This is a genomic window from Mycoplasmopsis agalactiae 14628 (assembly GCF_000266865.1).
Taxonomy (GTDB): Bacteria; Bacillota_I; Bacilli_A; order Mycoplasmatales; family Metamycoplasmataceae; genus Mycoplasmopsis; species Mycoplasmopsis agalactiae_A.
In genome coordinates this window covers 48,624-70,879 of record NZ_AJPR01000006.1, presented here as the reverse complement: position 1 = coordinate 70,879, position 22,256 = coordinate 48,624, and the positions used below count along the sequence as shown (strand labels likewise).

Annotated in this window: 22 protein-coding genes; 16 read left to right on the top strand and 6 right to left on the bottom strand. The window is 31.0% G+C overall.

Annotated elements, in window-relative coordinates:
• Nucleotides 1–281: 281 nt before the first annotated feature.
• From MAGB_RS04325 to MAGB_RS01460, 3 genes are all read left to right on the top strand, one after another.
• A complete protein-coding gene (locus MAGB_RS04325) occupies nucleotides 282–578 on the top strand; it encodes a variable surface lipoprotein (protein ID WP_036433180.1) in 297 nt (98 codons plus the stop codon).
• A 97-nt stretch (nucleotides 579–675) separates the two neighbouring features.
• Nucleotides 676–1,101 carry an Mbov_0729 family lipopotein gene (locus MAGB_RS01465; RefSeq protein WP_081483584.1) on the top strand — a complete coding sequence of 142 codons (426 nt, stop codon included), beginning with the start codon at nucleotides 676–678 and terminating at the stop codon, nucleotides 1,099–1,101.
• A 61-nt stretch (nucleotides 1,102–1,162) separates the two neighbouring features.
• On the top strand, nucleotides 1,163–3,430 hold the full coding sequence (locus MAGB_RS01460) for an MAG6410 family transglutaminase-related lipoprotein (protein WP_004024044.1): 2,268 nt from the start codon (nucleotides 1,163–1,165) through the stop codon (nucleotides 3,428–3,430).
• Nucleotides 3,431–3,600: 170 nt separating this feature from the next.
• On the opposite strand, the gene dcm is transcribed toward MAGB_RS01460, so the two are convergent.
• Entirely contained in the window at nucleotides 3,601–5,382 is a 1,782-nt protein-coding gene (gene dcm, locus MAGB_RS04165) for a DNA (cytosine-5-)-methyltransferase (protein ID WP_004024043.1), read from the bottom strand.
• Nucleotides 5,383–5,462: 80 nt separating this feature from the next.
• Here dcm and MAGB_RS01445 point away from each other — a divergent pair, with 80 nt between their 5' ends.
• The 3 genes from MAGB_RS01445 to MAGB_RS04565 all read left to right on the top strand — a co-directional run bounded on the left by MAGB_RS01445 (nucleotide 5,463) and on the right by MAGB_RS04565 (nucleotide 6,651).
• Entirely contained in the window at nucleotides 5,463–5,867 is a 405-nt protein-coding gene (locus MAGB_RS01445) for a hypothetical protein (protein WP_036433177.1), read from the top strand.
• Between the two features lie 8 nt (nucleotides 5,868–5,875).
• Complete coding sequence (locus MAGB_RS01440) at nucleotides 5,876–6,253, top strand: hypothetical protein (RefSeq protein WP_036433174.1); 378 nt, start codon at nucleotides 5,876–5,878, stop codon at nucleotides 6,251–6,253.
• A 68-nt stretch (nucleotides 6,254–6,321) separates the two neighbouring features.
• Entirely contained in the window at nucleotides 6,322–6,651 is a 330-nt protein-coding gene (locus MAGB_RS04565; RefSeq protein ID WP_318023928.1) for an HNH endonuclease, read from the top strand.
• 173 nt (nucleotides 6,652–6,824) lie between these two features.
• Here MAGB_RS04565 and MAGB_RS01430 read toward each other — a convergent pair whose 3' ends face one another.
• A complete protein-coding gene (locus tag MAGB_RS01430; protein WP_004024042.1) occupies nucleotides 6,825–7,682 on the bottom strand; it encodes a Cof-type HAD-IIB family hydrolase in 858 nt (285 codons plus the stop codon).
• A gap of 347 nt (nucleotides 7,683–8,029) precedes the next feature.
• Between MAGB_RS01430 and MAGB_RS01425 the strand changes: the two genes are divergently transcribed.
• The 8 genes from MAGB_RS01425 (at nucleotide 8,030) to MAGB_RS01390 (ending at nucleotide 14,566) form a co-directional block, all read left to right on the top strand.
• Nucleotides 8,030–9,091 (top strand): phospho-furanose lactonase, encoded by a 1,062-nt coding sequence (locus MAGB_RS01425; RefSeq protein WP_004024041.1) that lies wholly within the window; start codon nucleotides 8,030–8,032, stop codon nucleotides 9,089–9,091.
• A 53-nt stretch (nucleotides 9,092–9,144) separates the two neighbouring features.
• A complete protein-coding gene (locus tag MAGB_RS01420) occupies nucleotides 9,145–10,953 on the top strand; it encodes a PTS ascorbate transporter subunit IIC (RefSeq protein ID WP_004024040.1) in 1,809 nt (602 codons plus the stop codon).
• A gap of 103 nt (nucleotides 10,954–11,056) precedes the next feature.
• Complete coding sequence (locus MAGB_RS01415) at nucleotides 11,057–11,341, top strand: PTS sugar transporter subunit IIB (RefSeq protein ID WP_004024039.1); 285 nt, start codon at nucleotides 11,057–11,059, stop codon at nucleotides 11,339–11,341.
• Nucleotides 11,341–11,826, top strand: coding sequence for a PTS sugar transporter subunit IIA (locus tag MAGB_RS01410; RefSeq protein ID WP_004024038.1), 486 nt, complete (start codon nucleotides 11,341–11,343; stop codon nucleotides 11,824–11,826). The genes MAGB_RS01415 and MAGB_RS01410 overlap by 1 nt, the downstream gene beginning before the upstream one ends.
• 17 nt (nucleotides 11,827–11,843) lie before the next feature.
• Nucleotides 11,844–12,497, top strand: coding sequence for a 3-keto-L-gulonate-6-phosphate decarboxylase UlaD (locus MAGB_RS01405; protein WP_004024037.1), 654 nt, complete (start codon nucleotides 11,844–11,846; stop codon nucleotides 12,495–12,497).
• Nucleotides 12,472–13,356 (top strand): L-ribulose-5-phosphate 3-epimerase, encoded by an 885-nt coding sequence (locus MAGB_RS01400; RefSeq protein ID WP_004024036.1) that lies wholly within the window; start codon nucleotides 12,472–12,474, stop codon nucleotides 13,354–13,356. The genes MAGB_RS01405 and MAGB_RS01400 overlap by 26 nt, the downstream gene beginning before the upstream one ends.
• A 1-nt stretch (nucleotide 13,357) precedes the next feature.
• Nucleotides 13,358–14,089, top strand: coding sequence for an L-ribulose-5-phosphate 4-epimerase (locus MAGB_RS01395; protein ID WP_004024035.1), 732 nt, complete (start codon nucleotides 13,358–13,360; stop codon nucleotides 14,087–14,089).
• A gap of 6 nt (nucleotides 14,090–14,095) precedes the next feature.
• Nucleotides 14,096–14,566: an MPN499 family protein gene (locus tag MAGB_RS01390; RefSeq protein WP_004024034.1), complete on the top strand. Its 471-nt coding sequence runs from the start codon at nucleotides 14,096–14,098 to the stop codon at nucleotides 14,564–14,566.
• 29 nt (nucleotides 14,567–14,595) lie between these two features.
• Here MAGB_RS01390 and MAGB_RS01385 read toward each other — a convergent pair whose 3' ends face one another.
• Complete coding sequence (locus MAGB_RS01385; protein WP_004024033.1) at nucleotides 14,596–15,462, bottom strand: MurR/RpiR family transcriptional regulator; 867 nt, start codon at nucleotides 15,460–15,462, stop codon at nucleotides 14,596–14,598.
• Between the two features lie 44 nt (nucleotides 15,463–15,506).
• Between MAGB_RS01385 and ptsP the strand changes: the two genes are divergently transcribed.
• Nucleotides 15,507–17,216: a phosphoenolpyruvate--protein phosphotransferase gene (gene ptsP / locus MAGB_RS01380; protein WP_004024032.1), complete on the top strand. Its 1,710-nt coding sequence runs from the start codon at nucleotides 15,507–15,509 to the stop codon at nucleotides 17,214–17,216.
• 88 nt (nucleotides 17,217–17,304) lie between these two features.
• Here the strand turns inward: ptsP and MAGB_RS01375 are convergent, their stop codons facing one another.
• A complete protein-coding gene (locus tag MAGB_RS01375; protein ID WP_235750724.1) occupies nucleotides 17,305–20,277 on the bottom strand; it encodes a lysylphosphatidylglycerol synthase transmembrane domain-containing protein in 2,973 nt (990 codons plus the stop codon).
• Between the two features lie 68 nt (nucleotides 20,278–20,345).
• Between MAGB_RS01375 and fmt the strand changes: the two genes are divergently transcribed.
• On the top strand, nucleotides 20,346–21,185 hold the full coding sequence (fmt, locus tag MAGB_RS01370; protein WP_004024030.1) for a methionyl-tRNA formyltransferase: 840 nt from the start codon (nucleotides 20,346–20,348) through the stop codon (nucleotides 21,183–21,185).
• A gap of 45 nt (nucleotides 21,186–21,230) precedes the next feature.
• Here the strand turns inward: fmt and rplS are convergent, their stop codons facing one another.
• Together rplS and trmD are read right to left on the bottom strand one after the other, a co-directional pair.
• Nucleotides 21,231–21,581 carry a 50S ribosomal protein L19 gene (rplS, locus tag MAGB_RS01365; RefSeq protein ID WP_004024029.1) on the bottom strand — a complete coding sequence of 117 codons (351 nt, stop codon included), beginning with the start codon at nucleotides 21,579–21,581 and terminating at the stop codon, nucleotides 21,231–21,233.
• Complete coding sequence (gene trmD / locus MAGB_RS01360) at nucleotides 21,571–22,254, bottom strand: tRNA (guanosine(37)-N1)-methyltransferase TrmD (RefSeq protein WP_004024028.1); 684 nt, start codon at nucleotides 22,252–22,254, stop codon at nucleotides 21,571–21,573. The genes rplS and trmD overlap by 11 nt, the downstream gene beginning before the upstream one ends.
• Nucleotides 22,255–22,256: the final 2 nt, after the last annotated feature.

Sequence of the window (22,256 nt, the reverse complement as noted above, 5' to 3'; positions counted from 1 at the left end):
GAATGAAACAACTGATGAATGCAAACAAAAGGCAATAAAATTTACAAAAGATTAAATAACAAAATGAAAAGTTATTAAAAAAATAATATCGATATAGTTTTTTTGCCTTTGTTTGCATAACTAACTTCTAAAGTTGTTTACATATGCCACCAAAGTTTGTAGCACCAAAAAACTGCATTTTTTGTTGCTTTTTCTAAAAATATTTTTTACACAAAGGCATTCGATATCAGCATCAAAACTATTTTATAAATAATTAAGTTTTAATATATAATAGGCGAATTATGAATAAAAGAAGTAAATACATTATGTTTTTAGGCCAACTAATGACCTTAGGTTCAATTCCTTTTATTGCTGCAAAGTGCAATGATGGAAGTGCAAAAGAAGAATCTAAAAACAACGACACAAGGCCAACTAATCCATCAACTGATCAAAACCAAAATAAAAATAATGATACAGATAGTCAAAACCAACCAAAAAACGATAAAAATAGCTCAGAAAGCAATAACAGCAATTCAAACACAAATAACAACAGTGAGACAATAAATCACAATAATAATGTAACCCCCCCCCTATCATAAGAAAGTAAAAGAGTCTCATGAAGAGGCGGCAAGCAGACTAACCAAAGAGTATTTCGATTTACTTTTTGGTCATTCAAAATCTAACACGTCAGATTCCATGTCTAGTGATGAACCAGGAAAAAGCGATGGCAACACCAAAGACGAAAGCGATCGAGAAGAAGAGCATAAAGAGGTTAAAGAAAAGCTAGAGTTTATGTTCCAGTCATTTGATAAATACAAAAATGGCATTGAGGAGCATTTAAAAGACAAAAATTCAATAACAAGCTTGAATAATGATTTGGATAAGGTATATCAATCCATACGTTATGATGTTGAAAAAATCAAATCATTTCTTAGCATATTAGGATTGGATGCTAATTCTACTAAAAAATTTCTATATGACTTTTTTGATTTTATTGATTTATTATCCGCATTAGTAACAGATAATACGGCAAAAGACAGTGACAAGCAAAAAGCTGCTGAATCATTTAAAAAAGTTAATTCAAAAATAAATGAAACATACAAAAAAGTATTTAACAAATAAAAGCTATTAAACATAAAATTTATTCAAAATATTTACCAAAATAACACAGAAATGAGGAAGTATGAAAAGAATTAAAAAACGTTACGTTAATCTAGCGCTTGCTTGCTCATTTTCTAGTGTTTTTGCTAGTGCTAGTTGTATAGCAAAAGGCACTGGTAACAGTTCAAATGTTATTAACAACCCTGTTAATATTGTTAATAACTTTACGTCATCATCTACTGAATTTAATAATGAGAACAGCACAGAAAATATTGCTGTTAATAAAAATAAAAATGAAGTGCCTTCAAATAACCAAATTGCCTATGAAACAGCCATTCCAGTAAGCCCGCAAAACATTTATAGCAGTACAAATAGAAGCATTTTAGCACCTGAAGTAATTGATATTAGTAATTTACAAAGCATTTCTAGTGCTGAATCTAAAGTACCTGAGTTAGATAGCTTTTATATAGAGCACACCAAGAAAGATTTTGTTGAGAATAAACTTAATGAAAGCCAAATTGAATCAATGATTTTAAACTATGGTGTTTCGCCTAATTTTTATTCTCATCCTAAATACACTATTGATGCTCAAAATATTAGATTAGATTCTAACGGTGCACAAACTGTTAAATTAAATTTAATTGATTCAAAAACCAAGGAAAAAGTAACTGACGATGTACAGTGATATCAAAGAAATTGATATACAACTAAGGAAGTTGCTAAAGCTGGTGAAGAAGTTAGCGACGGTAAATTAATTCTTACTTCGGACGGAAATATCAAAGGCAAAAGTCACACCAAAAATGATTTTGGTAAGGTTCAAGTTTGAGCTCATTATAAAGGCTATCTTTATTCAACAATGGTGGATGTTGATTCAGTTGATCTTACTAAAAGTAATAATGAAAATGCACAAGCTAGGGCAAAAGCTAAGGAAATTGCTAAGCAATGAGAAGGCTTGCCAACTTTAGAAAAGATAACTGAAGCCTACAAATGAATGACTAAGAATGTTAAATATGACTATTCTCAAACAAACTTGGTAGATGATCAAAGTGCATATTCAGCATTAGTTAAATTAAGCACAGTATGTACTGGTTATGCAAAAGGATTTAAAATGATAATGGAGGAGCTGGGCGTGCCTTGCATATTCATGTCAGGAACTGCAGATTATGGTACATTAACCGGTCATATAACTAATCATGCTTGAAACTTAGTTGAAGTTGATGGTGTGTGATACCATGTGGATACAACTTCAGATAGGGCCGAAAATGCAAGCGAAGGCAAATTCAACTTTTTCATGATGAATGATGATGACTTTATTAAAGCAAGTATCTTTAACCGTGGTTTTGTGAAAACTGGTGAACGTTTTAGAAACTTAAAAATAAGTAACTATGTTAATAGCAAAGATGATGTTTTAGTTTCAATTGACAGGCAGCTTGGAGGGCTGGATAAGCTACCTAAATCAGTCAAATTTAATGTTGCTAAAAGTTCATACCAAAATGTCCTAGATGCCTTTGAAACAGCCAAATTAGAATTAAATGAAACAAAATCAGCTTCAGTACACCGTCACCCATATGTTACCTATGATGAAGTGACTTATTATTTTAAAGAGCCACAAAAAACTATAGACCTTAAACAAGTTTCAGCAAGCGTTGAAAAGCGCACACTAAGCAACAAAGAATTAGGTCAGTATGCCCTTAAAGTTAAAATTAATCATTCAGAAAACAATATAGATTTAAAAGCAGGCAATTTTATTGTTAAAAATGCTTATGTTAAGGAAGCTATAAAAGATAATGATGGATACACTTTAATCCTAGATCATTTTAGTAAATATGGTAGTATGGATGTCGAGTTAGAAAATATTAAAAAACTTGGATTTAAATTTGATATTAGCAATAAAAAAGTAAACTTTAATGTAACAAAAAACCAAAAACCTAATGTATCTATAAGTGCCGTTGGAGAAAATAGAATTAAAGTTTCTGGTGTTAATAGCAATATGGAATACAGAAATAATTCAAATGAATGAAAGAGTTTTGAGCATGATAACCAAGTGATAGACAAAGTAGTTTTAGGAAGCTTTTCTATAAGAGTTAAAAACACTAAAGACAGTTTGAAATCTGATATTCAAGAGTTTAAGATAACAAAAGGCAAGGATCTAGATAAGATTGTTAAAAAATATGGATCTAATATGCTAATTGGCGTTGATAGTACAATGGAATATAGGCTAAAAGATGCTACAGAATGAACTTCAATTACTGCAACAAAATTAACTTTGAGTCCTGGTGAGTATCTTATAAGAACTTCACCTAAAGATAATCAACTAGCATCTGAATCATTCAAGATTGCAATTAGTTAAATTTGATAATTAAAAACACATTACAAGCCATTGAAATAGATCTTGATATTTTGATATAAAACTGTTTCATAGCCACGTTATGCAAAAAATACAAAGCTTAGACAAATAAAAAAAATGCAGTTGTATCAATTAGCTGCATTTTTTAAATATGCTTTTGTAGCATTATAATGCTATTCAACATCACTTATTCTTTTTGAAGCTATGTCAAAAAATTTTTCATCTAATTCAATGCCTATAAATTTACGCTTTAATTTTAAAGATGCAATGCCAGTTGTGCCGCTACCCATAAAAGGGTCTAAAATTAACTCATTCTTATTTGTGTGAATTTTGATAATTTCTTCCATTAACTTAAGTGATTTTTGAGTAGGATGAGAAACTTTTTCCTTGCCACTAACAACTGGTGTTTCAAAGTTTGCTCTTAAATAACTTTTAGATGCAGGCTTATTAAAAATTCATTTGGAATTGGATTTAACAGCTCAAATTGCAAATTCAGTATCTTGTACATAGCGCCTATCAACGTTACGTGGCATTGGGTTTGTTTTAACCCACTTTATAATATCTTTAACAACCATTGAAGATTTTTCAAGCTCATTAATGATAAAACTCAAATATCTATATGAGCAAAAAATAATAGCACTTCCATTTTTGTTTAATAAAGACATATATGGCTTTATTCAAGAAACTAAGTCAAAATCAATGTCTCATTTTCCAAAATCTATACCTTGTCTTTTTGCACTGGCTAATGTTGAAAAGTTATTTGGCTTAGAAATATTATATGGCGGGTCAGTAATAATATGATCTACTTTTAAATTGTTAGATATCAAATCATTAATAATTTCATAAGAGTTAGCATTATGAATTTGATAATTTGAGCCAATAATAGACGATGGTTTAAGCTGTCTAAGTATTTCTAGACCAATAGCCTTAGCAAGAAGTGGCGGAACTGCGTTACCGATTTGTTTGCAAATTTCAGTTTTTGAACCAGTAAAAATAAATTTATCAGGAAAAGATTGTAAACGAGCAGCTTCTCGAGGAGTGATGGCTCTATTTAGTTCAGGATGCGTATTTGTGCCATTTGATGGAGTATCAAAACGAGTATCTATTGTTGAGCTAGTTGTATTTCATTTTAAGCGCCCTCATGTTGTATTAAATTTTTGGTTTCCTTTTAACTCTTCACTTAAATATTCCTTGCCACATTCGGGCGGAATTAAGTTTAATTTATTTATTACATCAACGCTATGTTTAGTTGCAATGTGATTGAAAAGTTTTAAAGAACCTTTTCGCATTAGTTTTTGGTATTCACTTTGAGCATTATTAATGTATTGACTTTCATAATCTCCATCTGCAGAATTTAAGTATGCTAAGTCTGAAATAGCATCTCTAACAGTTACACTGATTCCATTAGGTGGCGGTAGTGGAACAGCCATTTCTTTGTGTGCAATTATTATTGCTCTTGGCCTACTTTGTGGAATGCCAAAGTCCTTTGCATTCAGAACTCCATAGCTAATTTTATATCCCATTAACTCTATCTTTTTAACTATTTGATCTATAAAATAGCCTTTAACGGCAGTTAGCATAGTCTTAACATTTTCAATAATAAAAAGCTCAGGGGAAACCTTTTCAACAATATCTAGATATTCTAAAAATAAAAAATTCCTTGGATCATCTAGCCCTTTTTTCTTTCCTTTGTTTGAAAACCCTTGGCATGGTGGTCCACCAATTATCATATTTATTTTTAGTTCATTAGCTTTATTAATGATTTGTTCTTTAACTTCTCTTTTAGTTATGTCACCCAAAATGGTTTCAGCCTTAGGGATATTGCGCTTAAATGTATTTAAGGCACTTTCATTAAAGTCTGTAGCAATTAAAGTTTCGAACTCATTTAATGAATCTAATCCATATGAAAAGCCGCCCGCGCCACTAAATAAATCAAGAATTCTAAACTTAATCACTTCTGCTCCTTAAAAACTATATTTTGAATTATATACAAATTCCATATAATTTTTTGTATTGAATAAACAGGGAAATCAATATGCAAATTTCAGAAATTATTAATTCATCAAACATAAGGCAGCTATTCTTTGTATTTTTTAATTTAGGCAAGGAGCTTGACAATGAATTTGAAATTAAAATAACATATAAAAATTCCAAGCATGCAAATATGCAAATTAATAACAGGATTTTAGCTATTAACAACAATAAAATGTGTGCTTATTTAGGACTTAATTTTGATGTAGTAAAGCAATCACATATATTGCATCTTGCAAATGACTTAAATTTTACAAGACAAAAGATTTTATCATCTATTTATAGACGTGTTCAACAACTAAGGTTTGAAGTAGATTCAAAAGAATTTGATAATGCCCTGTTTATAAATTTATTTGCATTTCGCGGAAGTGTTGATTTAGTAAGAAATTATTATTCTTTGACTTACTAAAATATAATATGAGTATCGACTATGCTGATCATTTATTGAGTTTATTTTTGTCTACAAATGCTATAAAACAGCTCAATTTAAACTTTAGAGAACTTCAGCCAGACTTTATAAACAATAAAAAAAGAAACACTCAAATTAGGGTTAACTTGCATTGATTTTATGATCATTATTTTAGTGAATTAGGAAACATAAATATCTATAAGCAAGTAATATTAATGCACAATTCTAAGCATATATTGTTAAACAATGTAGCACAAAGCTACAACAACTCTTTTATAAACAGACTTATTTTTTATCGCTATAACATCATAGAAGCTGGTTATCAAAGTAATGAAATGAATATACAATTAAGTGAAAACAAATATCTGATTTTAGATCTGAACTAGATTTTGATATAAATGATGGTATAGCCGAATATAGAAATACTGAAATAGTAAAAATAGCGAGACTTATATTGCCTGATGAGTGCTCAGCATGCAAGGAAAAATACAATATTTTAGATAGAACTTTTATTCACAGACAGACACAGAAGCCGTATTTGGAGATTCATCATGTCATTTCTTTTGGTTCTGGCAACAAAAGTGATGTGTTGGAAAATTTAGTGAAGCTATGTCCAGCATGTCATAAGGCCTTATCAAAAAATAGAGCTAATGAGAATTATCAAAAACAACTGATTCACAATATTATTAGTAGCAATCCATTCATTAGCAAATATTTAGAAAACTTTGTTGACAATGATATTATCAATGAAAAAATAGAGTTTGTATATTCTAATTTAATGTAGATATTCTATTTTTGACTTTTTAATGCTTAAAAAATAACATAATAAGCAGTTTATTTTAAAAAGAAATTATTTATGATTATAATTAGATAATAATATTCATACACAATAGTGACTATTATTAACAAAAAAAGGGAGGATAATTCTCCCTATCGTACTATAAAACAGGCAAATAATTAATTTGTGTGCTTGTCAAAAAACTCAATTATTCCGTTTTCAGTAGAAGAACAAACAACATAGTTTGCTGCATTTTCTGCCTCTAGTGAACTTGATTTTAGCGCACAAGAGTAGGCAACTTTTTCAAAGGCAGGAATGTCATTAGCAGCATCGCCAAACATTATTGAGTTTTTTGAAATATCTTCATGATTTAAGTAATTATTCTTAAATCATTCAATCGCAGTTCCTTTATCTGATCCTTTAGGCATAACATCTAAGCAAGCTTTTTGTGATCTTACTGTATAAATTTCATCCGAAATTGCTTCTATTTCTTGCTTAAGCAATTCTAGTTGCTTTTCAGTTAAAGTATCAATTAAAAGTAAAAACTTAATAACTGGTTTTTCTAATTTCAATTGATTTACAGGATCATTTATTTCAGTAAACTTAGCACTAAATTCAGTTTTAGGATAAACAGTAGGATAAACCACTTTTTCAAATCACGGATGTTTGAATTTTTGCACACCAATCATTTCTTCATCAAGATATATTAAAAATGCAATTTCATATTTAAGTATTAAATTTAGCAGTTTTAAACTAGTTTCTATACTCATTGGATTTTGATATAAAACTTTTTTGCTCTCAAAATCATAAACTAATGCACCATTAAGACCTAAAAATGGTGTTTTTAAGTCCAATTGTTTGTAAAACTTTTGCGCCATATATCATGGGCGACCAGTGTTTATGATTACTTGGTGATTTTTGCTTAACTCTTTTATTTTGCTTGTAACTTCATCTGTTATTAATTTATCCTTGGTTAGCAGCGTGCCATCAAGGTCAAAGAAAATGTACTTTATATTATTAAGATTAATTTTGCTCATAGCATACTCCTAAGACAGTAGTAATATAATTTTATTTAATTTTGAGCCTATAAAGTTATTGGCATATGTGGAGTGTCATATTATGTGGAATGTTTCCATATTATTTTATTTGCTCCATATTTAAATTTGGAAAAAACTTTTAATAATAAAGCAATAATTTCACCTATTTATTTAATATAAGCAGTCAACTAATAATATTTAAAAACTAAAACATAGAAAATTGGAAGTTTCTTCCAATATTCACATATTTTGTAATTTTGCATAATGTAAAATTCTTATGTAATGGTTTTGTGTTAATTCTGCCATTATTAAAAAAGGCGTAAGCCTAAAAACAAAATAGGAGATTTATGGCAAAAGATAAATTTGTTAGAACAGTTCTTGGTGATGTTCCAGCAGAATCAATTGGAATAACAGACTGTCATGATCATTTAATTAAAAATGGTGGCCCAGAAATGCATGAGCACCCTGACTTTTTAATGATAGATGTTGAAGCAGCTAAGAAAGAAGTACAAGAGTACGTTAACCACGGTGGTAAAACAATTGTTACAATGGATCCACCTAATGTTGGTAGAGATGTTTATAGAATGCTAGAAATTGCTGAAGCATTTAAAGGCAAAGCTAACATTGTGATGTCAACTGGTTTTCACAAAGCTGCTTTTTATGACAAATACAGTTCATGACTAGCATGTGTGCCAACTGATGACATTGTTAAGATGATGGTTGCTGAAGTTGAAGAAGGAATGGATGAATATAACTATAATGGACCTGTTGTTAAGCGTTCAAAAGCTAAAGCAGGTATCATTAAAGCAGGTACAGGTTATGCAGCAATAGATAGACTTGAATTAAAAGCTCTTGAAGTTGCAGCTAGAACAAGCATTACAACTGGTTGTCCAATCCTAGTTCATACTCAATTAGGAACAATGGCACTTGAAGTTGCTCAACATTTAATTGGCTTTGGTGCTAATCCTAGAAAAATTCAACTTTCACACTTAAATAAGAACCCTGATAGATATTACTATGAAAAAATAATTAAAGAAACAGGCGTAACTATTTGTTTTGACGGACCAGACAGAGTTAAATACTACCCTGATTCATTATTAGCTGATCATATTAAATACTTAGTAGATAAAGGCTTACAAAAACATATTACTTTAAGTCTAGATGCAGGTAGAATCCTATACCAAAGAAACTATGGCTTAACTAAAGGTAAGGAAACATTTGGTTTTGCATACTTATTTGAAAGATTTATTCCACTACTTAAGCAAGTAGGTGTTTCACAGGATGCTATTGATGATATTTTAATTAATAACCCACGTGAAATACTTGCTTTTGATGAACCTAGAGTTTATGACGCTTCTAAGGTTTCAAGTGAAGTTGTGCAATTAAAAAAGGATCTTAAATTATCATAATAATTTAACTAATATCCCTATAAAACAGTCATAAAAATAAATAGGAAATAGAAATGCAAGAAACATCAAATAAAAGCAAAAAGCCTTTTAATTGAAAAGTTTTAGTCGGCGTTCTTGTGGCTATTTTAATTGTTCTAGCAATATATGTTGGGGCATTAGCAGCCAAACAATGAGACTTTAAAGCAGGTACTTTATTCTTTATTAAAGATATCATGCTTAACAACTTTTTAGGAATTAACGCAATTCTTATTGGTTTGTTAGTTTTCATTGGTTACTTAATTCTCGGAAGAGGATTTTCAGGAACTGTCATTGGAACAATGAAGGCGATAATTGGAGTTTTATTACTTCAAATAGGGTCGGGAGCATTAGTTGGTTTAGCTAAGCCAATCTTTGCTGCCTTTCAAAAATTTAGCGGAACAAGTGTTATTCCACTAGATACATATTCAGGACAAGTTTCGGCAGGTAAATTTTTAGATGCAGTTGGCAACGGATTTTCATCATGAGTGTCATATGCCTTAATTATAGGTTTATTTGTCAACATTATCCTTATTGCACTAAGAAGATGAACTAATGTTCACTCATTAATGATTACTGGACATGTTATGTTCCAACAAGCAGCAGTTGTAGTGCCAATTGTATTCTTATTAATGTTTACAAGGGGTGCTGGCTTAATTGATGACAAAGGAATTGTGTCTTTAGGCGCACAGTTAGGAACAATAATATTCTCAGGTCTATTATTAGGCACTTACTGAGGAGTTGCCTCATCAGCTACAATTAAAGGAACTGATGCAGTTACTCAAAATGCTGGTTTTGCTGTTGGCCACCAACAAATGTTTGGTGTGGCTATAGCATACAAAATTGGTAAATACTTTGGTAAAGCTGAACAATCTTCAGAAAACAGAAAAATGCCTAAAGGCTTAAAAGTTTTTGAAGATAATATTTTCACACAAGCTATGCTAATTCTATTAGTGTTCTTGATCTTAATTTTAATTATCCAATTTGCACCAGGACTTGACGAATCAGTCAGATTTGCAGGCAAAGACGGATTAGTAACAAGTGGCTATAGCTCATGAAAAGTAGGGGGCGGACAAGCCTTTTGAATTGTGCAATTAATTCTTGGTTCATTCCAATTAGTTGCTGCTATTATTGCTATTCAAACTGGTGTTAGAATGTTTGTTTCAGAATTGCAACAATCATTCCAAGGAATTAGTGACAAATTAGTACCAGGCGCACTAGTTGCTGTCGATGTAGCTGCTACATATGGTTTTTCACCTAACTCAGTTACATTTGGATTTATTTCAGGTACTGTGGCTCAATTTATTGGTGTAGCAGTTGTAATTGGTTTATCTAGAATTCCAGGAAGTTTTAGTATTCCAATTGTAATTCCATTGTTTATTACATTGTTCTTTAACTCTGGATCAATTGGTGTATTTGCCAATGCTTCAGGTGGTTATAAAGCTACATTAGCAGTGCCAGCAATTTTTGGTTTTCTAGAAATAATCATTATTGCTTTAGGTTTAGGTATGGTTAATAGCTTTGGCCTTAAATCAAGCGGATTAGTAGTTTCAGCAGCTTCAAACAAAGAAGCACTTGATTACTTAACACATGGTCCATTCTTCACTGGATTTAATGGTATGTTTGACTGAAACTTCATATTTGGTTTATTAATGATTATTGGTGGCGGTCATCCAATTGCAGCATACATTGTCTTCCCGCTTTATTTAGTTGGAATGCTAGTGTTAGCACAAATAATTGATACTGCAAGACAACATAAGCCAACTTCATTACAAAAATTGTTTAAGATTAAACCTACATTACTAGAGCAACCAGTTGCTGAAGAAATTCCAGCACAAAATGCTTAATTAAAAATCGAACTAATAAAGGTTTCCTTTATTAGTTATTTTATAGGGATATATACTTTTGGATATAATTTTATTAATTATAAAAGTAAAAAAAGAGGTAAATATGAAAGTTCTCTGCCTTTGTGGTTCTGGAATGGGAACCAGCATGATTATTAAATTAAAAACTGAACAAGCAATGCGTGAATTAGGCATACAAGGCTCAGTAGAAGCACTAGGTCTTGGAATGGGTAAGTCTGTTGCTAATAATTTTGATGTTATTTTATGTACCAACAACTTTGTTTCTGAGGTATCTAACTCAAAAGCATCAGTTCATGGACTTAAAAATGTTATGGACATTAACGAAATTAAAGCAGCGTTCAAAGATGCATTAGCTAAAGGAATTAAATAATGTCAGCAAAGCTAAATTTATTAGACAATTTAATTGCTAATGATTCAATTATTGTGGGCTATGAAGCAAAAGATTATAAAGATGCTATTCATAAGTCATGTGAGCCTTTAGTAGAAAAAGGCATTATTAACTATGGCTATTATGATTCAATTTTAAAATCAACTGAAGCGCATGGGCCATACTATATTTTAGTAGATGGCATTGCTATGCCACATGCCTCAGCAACCGAAAACAGCGTTTTTTCAAATGGATTTAGTTTGCTAACACTTAAAAAGCCTATTATGTTTGCAAATGATCCAAGAGAAGTAAAAATTGTGATGACTTTAGCTGCTAAAGATGGTGAAACACATACAGCAGTAGCTATACCACAAATTATTGCAGTATTTGAAGATCCAGCTAACATTGACAAAATTGCTAATGCTAAGTCAAAAGAAGAAGTAATTGAAATCATTAAAAGTGTTGATTACACAAAGTATATGAATTAAAACGGAGTGTACATTTTATGAAACCAATGCTACAAATTGCGCTTGATAATTTAACCATTGAAGATGCAATTATGAGTGCAAAAAAAGCCGAAAAATATATAGATATTATTGAAGTTGGAACCATATTAATAGCATCAGAAGGCAAAAAAGCAATCAGGGCGCTCAAAGAAGCTTTTCCGAATAAAATTATTGTTGCTGATGGCAAAATTGCCGATGCAGGAAAAGTATTTGGCAAGATGTTTTTTGAAAACGGGGCTGACTTTACTACATGTATTTGTGCTGCTGAATTACCTACTATTACTGAAACAATGAATATTGCAAAAGAATATGGCGATAACAAAGAAGTGCAAATAGAATTAACTTCAAACTTTACTTGAGATCAAGCTGATGCTTGAGCACAAGCAGGAGTGCCCCAAGTTGTATGACACCGTTCAAGAGACAGCCAAGCTAGTGGTGTAAAATGAGGCCAAAAAGACATTGATGCAGTTAGCAGGCTATCAAAAATGGGCTTTAAAGTTACTATAACTGGCGGTGTTGAATTAGAAGATATTAAACTTTTTAAAGACATTCCAATTTATATTTTTATAGCTGGCAGATCATTACGTGATGCAGAAAATCCTGAATTAGCAGCAAAGGCTTTTAAAGATGAGTTTGCAAAATACTGAAGTTAAAAATAGATTAGTTGGCATCTATGAAAAAGCCATAAACAACAAATTTTCTCTTGAAGAAAAGATATTAATTGCTAAAGCAGCAGGCTATGATTTTATGGAATTTTCAGTTGATGAAAGTGACGAAAGATTAAACAGAATTTACTGAAATAATGAACAAATTGCAGCAGTGCAAGAATTATTAGTTAAGCATAAGTTTAACTTTAATTCAATGACGCTTAGTGGACACAGGAAATATCCTTTTGGATCAAAAAATCCTGAAATTAGAGCAAAAGCAATGGAAATTATGGAAAAAGCCATAATTCTTGCTAAAAAATTAGGCATAAGAACCGTGCAATTAGCCGGCTATGATGTTTATTATGAAGAAGGCGATGAAGAAACTAGAAGCTTTTTTATTGAAGGTATTAAAAAAGCAGTTAAACTAGCATCTAAGCATTCAGTTTGTCTAGCTTTTGAAATAATGGATACTCGTTTTATGGGAACAAACACTAGAGCTTTAACATATATAAATATGATTAATAGCCCATATTTACAAATATATCCTGATTTAGGAAATATTTACCAATGAGCCAATAAAACAGACTTATACAATGAATTTGAGATTGCTAAAAATCACCTTGTTGCTTTCCATTTTAAGGATACAATTCCTGGCAAGTTTAGAGACACGCCATTTGGCACTGGCACAGTTGATTTTCCTTATATGCTTAATATTTTGAAAAAATTAGAGCTTAATCAGCCAATAATGATCGAAATGTGATCACTTAATAAACCCGATGAAAGCAAAGATGAAGCTATCAAGTATATTGCTGATGCATATGAGTTTTATAATAAGCAATGAGAGTTAGTTGGCGGGGATAATTAATATGAATCAAATTGATAAAAAATATAGTGACGAAATAGCTAAGCTTAAGCAAGAAGTGTATGATGCCAATATGCTTTTAGTCAAGTACAATCTAGTTATTCATACTTGAGGCAATGTCTCAGGAATAACTAAGGATAGAAAATATATGGTCATTAAGCCTAGTGGTGTTGATTATGCAACACTTAAGCCTGAAGATATGGTTATTACCGATATGGATAATAATGTGTACGATTCAAAATATAGGCCATCAAGCGACACACCAACTCATACATTGCTTTATAAAAATCATCCTGAAATTCAAGGCATTGTACACACACATAGTACTAATGCAGTAGCTTTTGCACAGGCTGGCAAAGATATCCCATGTTTTGGTACAACTCATGCAGACAATTTTTATGGATCAGTGCCTTGTGCTAGAGCACTAACTCCTGAGGAAATTAATGGTGCTTATGAGCATAACACTGGGTTAGTTATTATTGAAACATTTAACAATAGAAAGCTTGATTGGAAAGCAACAAGTGCAACACTAGTTAAAGAACATGGCCCTTTTGTTTGATCATTTAAGTCACCTAAAGATGCAGTTGATTTAGCATTAACATTAGAACAAGTTGCCAAAATGGCAATTAAAACCTTAATTATAAGTAATAGCAGTGCTCCTGAAGCACAAAAAGCATTAGTAGAGAAACATTACAACCGTAAGCATGGCAAAAATGCTTATTACGGCCAAAAATAGGTATAAATGGAAACTAAATTAAAGACTTATCGTGTTAATTATGTTAATAATGCATATTGATATCAGCCATCAATATGAACTTTTTCTAGACGTTCATGAGCCTCATATCCATTTAAAGAAATTGAAAACTTAATAGACAAATTAGAACTTAATTACTACCCTGGCGGGATAATAGATCTTAATAATGACCCTAGACATAAAGTGTTTAATGCAGTCCAAAGACACTTAAAAACAGGCATATCCATCAATCCTAGCTCGCTAAAAGACAAAGCTAATTATTTAGTTTATGAAGTTGATGAACAAGTTAGAGTAATTTTAAATGATAAGTCTTTAAAACACCTAGCTAGAGGCTTAATATTTTGTGTCCCATTAGCCTATTTTAAAGTCATAAAAGAAAAAGAGCAGTTAAGCGAAAGTCAAGTTTTAGAATTTATTTATTCAAAAGGATTTTTTGAAATTTCTAAAGTAAATAAATAAAAAAGCAGAGCAAGCACTCTGAAATAAAATTACATTTTGTGATGCACTTTATCAATATTTGCTCACTCATCAATTAATGCAGACGATTTTTTAAGCTTATTATAATTTTCATCATTATTGTAAATAATAGCTTCAAATAAAATGTTACCAATTAGCATCTGCGAAACCCGTGAGCTAACTGGAACTAATAATGTATCATTTTGAATTTTTTGATACTGAATAATCACATCAAGATTTTTGTTGATTTTATTATCATTTTTAGATGTAATAGCAATTATTTTAAGACCATTTTTATGAGCATTTGAAATAACAAAATGAGACTCAGTTGACTTAAGATTGTTTGAAAACACAATTAATGTATCACTAGAATCAGCATTTGCTAAGGCAGGAAAGAATATGTGAAAATCTGAATTATAAACAACAGATTTTCCTATTTTTATCAAGTTAGCAACTAAGTCTAAACTTCTGCGCTGACTTGAGCCTGAGCCATAGACTAAAACATTTCGACTGTTATTGATTAATTCTGCTGCTTTAATACAATTTTCAGTAACGCTTTCTTCTTTGATGCTTTCAATAGCATATTTATATGATGAGTAAATTACACTAAATGGATTAGGCTCTTTGCCATTATCATATTTAATTGGATACATACGTTGAAAGTTAGAAAGCTTAATGTTTATTGAAGCAATGAAGTTTCTGTAGTCTTTAAAGTGATATTTTCTAACAAAACGGCTGACAGCAGCTTCTGATGAATTAGCTAGTTTGGCTAATTCAGCCTGTGAGAGATTGAATTCAGCCTGCTCAAATGAGTTTATAAAGTCCAAAATATTCTTTTCACTTTTAGTTAAATAAATGTTTTCATCTAATATTGGTCTTTTAACATTATTTTTTTTCATTATTCAATTATAAACATTTAATTTTTTAAAGTTGAGGTAACAATATGCACATCAAAGGAATTGGAGCATCAAAAGGTATTGCGATTGCTAAAGCATTCAAGATTGAAGAGTTGCCTTTAGAAATTTTGAATAATTCAAAAGGCATAGAATATGAAACTGAGTTATTCAACAAAGCAGTAGAACAAATATCAGCAGACATTAAGCATACAATTGAAATAGCAAAAACTAGTGAGCAAAAAGAGATTTTTGGCGCACATTTATTACTAGCTCAAGATCCAGCAGCTGCTGAAGATATTAAGAATGCTATTAAAAATGAAAATAAGTCTGCCATTTATGCAACCAATGAATATTTTAATAATATGGCTGCAGTTTTTGATTCAATGGACGATGCTTATATGAAGGAAAGAGCAGCTGATATTAGAGATATATTAAAGAAATTTTTGTATTTCTTTAATGGTATCAAGGAGCCAAATTTAAGTGCAATTGATAGTGAAGTTATTATTGTGGCAAGAGACCTAAGTCCCTCTCAAACAGTGCAATTGGACAAAAAATATGTCAAAGGTTTTGTAACTAATATTGGTGGCACAACTTCGCATACTGCAATTATGGCTAGAAGCATGAATATTCCTAGCATTGTTGGAACTGAGAATGTTTTGGAAAATGTAAATAATGATGATTTAATAGCTTTAAATGGCGCAAATGGTGCTGTAATTATTAATCCAAGTGATGCTGAATTAAGTGAGTATCAAAAGCTGCTTGATGAATACAATACATATTTAATTGAAATTAAGTCTTTAATTGGCAAGCCTTCAGTAACTAAAGATAATCATAAAGTAGAAATAGCATCTAATATTGGTGGAATTAAAGATGTTAATTCAGTTATAGAAAATGATGCTGAAGCAGTTGGCTTGTTTAGAACTGAATTTCTTTACATGGACAATGATCACTGACCTACTGAAGAAGAGCAATTTGAAGCTTATAAAGCTGTTGCAGAAGCAATGCAAGGCAAAAAAGTGATAATTAGAACGCTTGATATTGGTGGTGATAAAACTTTACAATACTTTAAGTTTCCTGAAGAAATGAATCCATTCCTTGGATACCGTGCTATTCGTTTATGTTTAGATCCAAAACATAAAGAAGTATTTATGGCGCAATTAAGAGCAATTATTAGAGCAAGCGAGTTTGGCAAAGTAGCTATTATGTTCCCAATGATTACTTGCGTGGATGAATTTATTGAAGCTAAGAAAATTTACTTAGAAGCCTATGAACAAGTCAAATTAGAAAATAATAAGATCGCTAAGGCGGACGAAATTGAAGTAGGCTTAATGATGGAAACACCAGCAGCAGCTGTGCTATCTGATCAATTTTGTAAATATGCAGACTTTGTGTCAATTGGAACTAATGACTTAATTCAGTACTCAATGGCCGCTGATAGAATGAATGAAAGCATTTCATATTTATACCAACCACTTAATCCATCTATATTAAGACTAGTTAAATATGTAATTGATGGAGCTCATAAACACGGCAAATGAGCCGGTATGTGTGGTGAAATGGCAGGTGATCCTGAAGCAGTTCCATTGTTGCTTGGACTAGGACTAGATGAGTTTTCTGTTGGAGCAGGTAGCATTTTAAGAACTAGAAAAATAATTAGCTCGCTTTCATATAAAGAAATGCAAGAGTTAGCCCAAAAAGCAATTAAGTGCGAAAACGAACAAGAAGTTAAAGAAGTTTTAAAAGAATATTTAAAATAAAGTTAACAAACAAAATTTAAAAATGAAGCAAGGCGCTTCATTTTTAATTATGTTTTTTTACTTATAGGCCTATAAAACAGGCATTGTGCTAATTAACAAGAATAAATGTTAATGATAACGAAACTAGCGCAATTAAAACAACAGGGAACACTATTTTGTAGTAAGTTGACTGTGTTTTTATTCTGCTATCAGCTAAGTTAGTAGCCAATAATTTATAGTTTTTGTTCTTCTTACGATAATGATCAATTCTCTTTTCACCTATATATACTAGCACTAAAATTATTGCTGAAACAAGTGTTCCAATAACAACAAAGCCTAAAGTATTTAAAGCAGTCATTATTGAAGAATTAGCAAAAGCAGTTGCTCCATCATATGGAGTTGCTTGAATTGATTCTTTAATCAATACTTTATATAAATAATCAGCTGTACCAGTGCCACCAGGAGTAAATGAAATTGAGTTAGCCACTCTAATCATTGTATTTTGGATATTAAGATTTCAGTAGTATCCATGAGGCACATCGGGCTTTACAATGCCTAGTGCTTGCGCTTGGAAAGCATTGAATGTTAAAAGCGAAGGCACAAATTTAAGTAGCACTAATTCAAACAAGTAATACGGATTTTTAAAAGTTTTTTTAATGCACTTATTTATATTGAAAAGTTCATATTCAAATTTAGCTTTTATTGCAAAGGAATCATATGCTCTAATAAAAGGAGTTATTTCAATAATCGCGATTAATGCCTTAAGCGCAAATCTTTGTAATTTTTTATTAAGTGTTATGACCAAAAGTAGTGTAGTTCAGCCTGTGTCGAAAATTAAGCCAAGTACAAGCATTACAATAAATGTAATAGAGTTGGGGTTTGAACTAACAAAGAAGTTAGAGAATGTCTTAATACCAATAGGCACAAAAATTGCAGTTGAGATTATGTTGCCAAGCTGTCAAATAAATGAGTTAACAACTATTGCTGACATTAAAGAAGCTCTTGGAACATTACGTCTTCTTAAATATCAATATGTAGCTATATCGCCACCAATTGATTTAGGAGTAATTGTTTGCACGACAATACCAATAATTGTTCCAACAAATATGTCTCTTCATTTAACTTTATCGCCTTGAAGAGTTATGACTCTCTTAAAAATCAAAGCTTGGAAAATTGATCACACAAATGTTCCAAATGATAGGAAAACAAAAGAGGCTCTAGCAATATAACCCGCATTCGCAGGCCGCACAAATTCAGCTATATCGTTTTTTATATAAAGCTTTTTATAAAATGCTTTAAATACTTCAGATGGCCCTCCTGCACTAGTGCCAAATTCATCTTTAAGGTTATAAACGGAGTAGAAAAGGAAAATGATAATACCTATTAAAAATAGCGAGTAAGCAAAATATTTTAGTACTGATTTAACTGAAAATTTGTCAATAGTATTTTCTTCTTTTAATTCAAGTAATCCTTCTAACATTTCATTGTTTCTAACAACCATCATTGTTTCACCATTTTGCTCACCGCTTCGTTCAATAGTGTCACAATAAAAAGATATTGCTTTTGCTTGCTGATTATAATGAATGTAGGCATATTCACGGTTTCTAAAAGAAATTTTGTATATTGAATTAGATTCAATATTGTTGTCATTTTCAATTTTTTGCACTCTAGTTACTTGTAAGTTAGAGCCAAATTTAGTGGCCGATTTTATTCTTTCAAAAAATCTTACTGCGCCGTTTAAGTCTATTTCATAGGTATGTATGGTTAAATGATGTCTTTTATATTTTTTGTAAATATCATCAAGGACTTCAAAAAGATCTTGATTTTTTTGCTTTTTATAAAAGTTAATCATTCTAAGAATTTCTAATAAAAATAAATTCGCATCAAAAGAATTAGTTAATCTATTATTTGCAGCAAACTCGCTACTGCTTGTAAAAGCTAAAAGCAAATTCATTTCAGGATTTTCAGCTACATATTTTCAAACGTTTGATCTATTGACAAACTCAAAGACTTCAATATTATTCTCTAAGGCAATGCTATGTGTTAGTGAACCAGCAAAATAGTTTTTTGCTATAAAGCTTTTTTGCAATGATTCTTTATCAAATTCAGGGTCATCATTAATTAAAAAAATAAGATATAGTGCAGCTATTTCATCAGGTTTAAAATATTTTAAGACCGACTTGTGTTTAATTGAGAAATTAAGACCTGTTCCTTCTTCATTGATAATAAAGTTGGCTTTTGAACGATGTCCAATGCCTTTTCAGTTAATTCTTTGCAAATAATTATGATGGTTAGCATAATAAAAATTTGCATTTTTTGCCCTGTTTATAGAAAAAAACGGCAAATTAAAGTATTTTAAATTGCTAGTAAAAAATTCTTTGTTTAAAGCTCTAGAAACATCGATTCCAAATGGCAGTGAATTTTTGCTTAGAAATTCATTTGTACTATATCTTTTGTGAATTTGTTCAAGATATTTATCAATAGCGTCTGAGTAGTCATAATTGTTGTTAAAAGCAGGCAAATCAATGTTTAAATAATCGACTTTGTTAATATAGTCAACTAATTTTTGCATGTCACTTCTAGAAAAAGCTGAACCGTCTGCATAGTTAAATAAAATCTGAGCTCTTTTTTTATTCCCTAAAGGATTTTGAAAAGAAACAACTGTTTCACATTTTTCCTGTGATGCTATAAATTGCTTGTAAACGGTTGGTACAGTTGCAAAATCATTTACTCTAATAACAGTAACTTTTTCGCTTTTAAGCTCACTAGCAAATATGTCTAGAAGCAAATTGGATGATTCAGAGTTATCAGATGAAAGTAAAACTTTTTTAATGTCGCTATTAATTAAAAAATTATTATAAAAAGCCTTAGCGATGGCAACAGTAGTGTACTCATTTAAGTAGATTGTGCCCATTTCTAAATCAGCTGTAATTTTATTACCTATTGCTTGAATGTTTCCAGAAAAAGCATCATTAATTCAATCAGGCGATTTATTATAATTTAGCTTTCAAATATTATAAAAAGAATTATTGCTCAACGAGCGCTCTTTGACTCACTTATTGTGGATGGGATTCAAACTCATAATGCTCCTTTAGCAATAATGGTCTATATCTTCTAACATTATATTAAATAATTTATTAAAATTATGCTATGAAGATTTTATTAGCAGGGACTCCTGAATTTGCTGTCCCAATTTTTGAAAAAATTATAAATAATTTTACGGTTGTAGGAATTGTGAGCCAACCAGATAAGCCAAATCAAAGAGGGAGGGTTTTAACCAGCACGCCAACTAAAGCACTAGCGCAAAAATACAATATCAAGTGTTTTCAACCTGAAAAAATAGGACAAATTGCTGATGAATTAAGAGCTTTAGATTATGACTATTTAGTAACAGCTGCTTTTGGTCAATTGATACCTACTTCTGTTTTACAAATAGCTAAAAAATTAAACTTAAATGTTCATGGTTCAATATTGCCTAAATATCGTGGTGCTGCTCCAGTTCAGCATGCTTTGTTAAATAATGATAAAACAACTGGTGTATCGTTTATGGAAATGGTAAAAGCGATGGATGCCGGTGATGTTTTTGCCAAAATAGAGTTTGAAATTAAAGAAACTGATGTAGCTTCTTCACTTTTAAAGAAAATTAGCTTGCTTACTGCAGATCATATTGTTGAGTGACTTAATAAAATTGATAAAGGAGAGCTTGAAAGAGAAGTGCAAGATGAATCAAAAGTTACTTTTAGCCCTAAATTAAATAAAGAAGATGCTGAAATAACTAAAGATTTAACTTGCGACGAAGCAATAAATAAAATAAGAGCATATGAGTATAACCCAGGAGCATTTGCTTATATTAATGGAAAGAGAGTTAAGTTATTTTTTGCTACTAAAAAGGTTGTAAAAGCAGGAATTAGGCTTGAGCTTGCTGATGGATCTATTTATGCAGTTGACTATCAATTTGACAGTAAAAAAAGAGTTAAGCTAAATTACTAAAATACCTATAAAACAGAGACAAAATAAAAAGCCGGCCTGGCTTTTTTATCTCTTAATTTCTTTAAGACGAGCTGATTTACCAGCACGGTTTTTCATGTAGTAAAGTTTTGCTCTTCTAACTTTGTTAGATCTAACAACTTCAATTGCTGAAATTAGTGGTGAGTGTAGTGGGAAAGTTCTATTAACACCAATTCCGAAAGATATTTTTCTAACTGTAAAAGTTTCTCTGGTACCTGATTCTTTTTTGCTAATTACTAAACCTTCAAAAATTTGGATACGTTCTTTTCCACCTTCACGAATACGAACGTGAACTCTAACGTTGTCTCCAACACGAAATTCTGGGAAATCTGTACGTAATTGACTAGCTTCTACTAATTCGATTAATTTATTTCTCATGATTAATCCTTTCAATAATATCTGGACGATTTTTTAATGTCTTTTTATATTTAGCTTCTTTCCTTCATTTTTCAATTTCAGCATGATTGCCGTTTAAAAGAACTTCAGGCACTAACATTCCTTTATATTCACGTGGACGTGTATATTGAGGATAGTCTAATAGGCCATCACCTTCGAATGATTCATATTCATGGCTTTCTTTGCGAATGACATTATCAATAAGCCTAATTATTGAATCTGCCATTACCATAGAAGGCAATTCACCGCCAGTAAGCACATAATCACCAATTGATAACTCTTCATCAACTAGTTCTGTTACCCGTTCATCAAATCCTTCATATCTGCCTGAAATAAAGGTAATTTGGTCAAATTTAGATAACTGATGTGCCTTTCTTTGGTTAAAAACTTTGCCTTGTGGTGAAACTAAAATTTTATAGCCGCCTCTGTTTTCTAATGAATCTAAAGCTCTATCAATAGGTTCAATTTGTAAAAGCATACCTTGACCACCACCATATGTTTCATCATCTACTTTATGATGCTTATCTAAACTAAATAATCTAAAGTCAACGATGTTTATGTCAATAAGCTTATTTTCTATTGCTTTTGCAATGATTGATTCTTCAGTAAAAGGGGCAAAATAATTAGGAAAAAGCGTTAAAAAATTAATCTTCATAA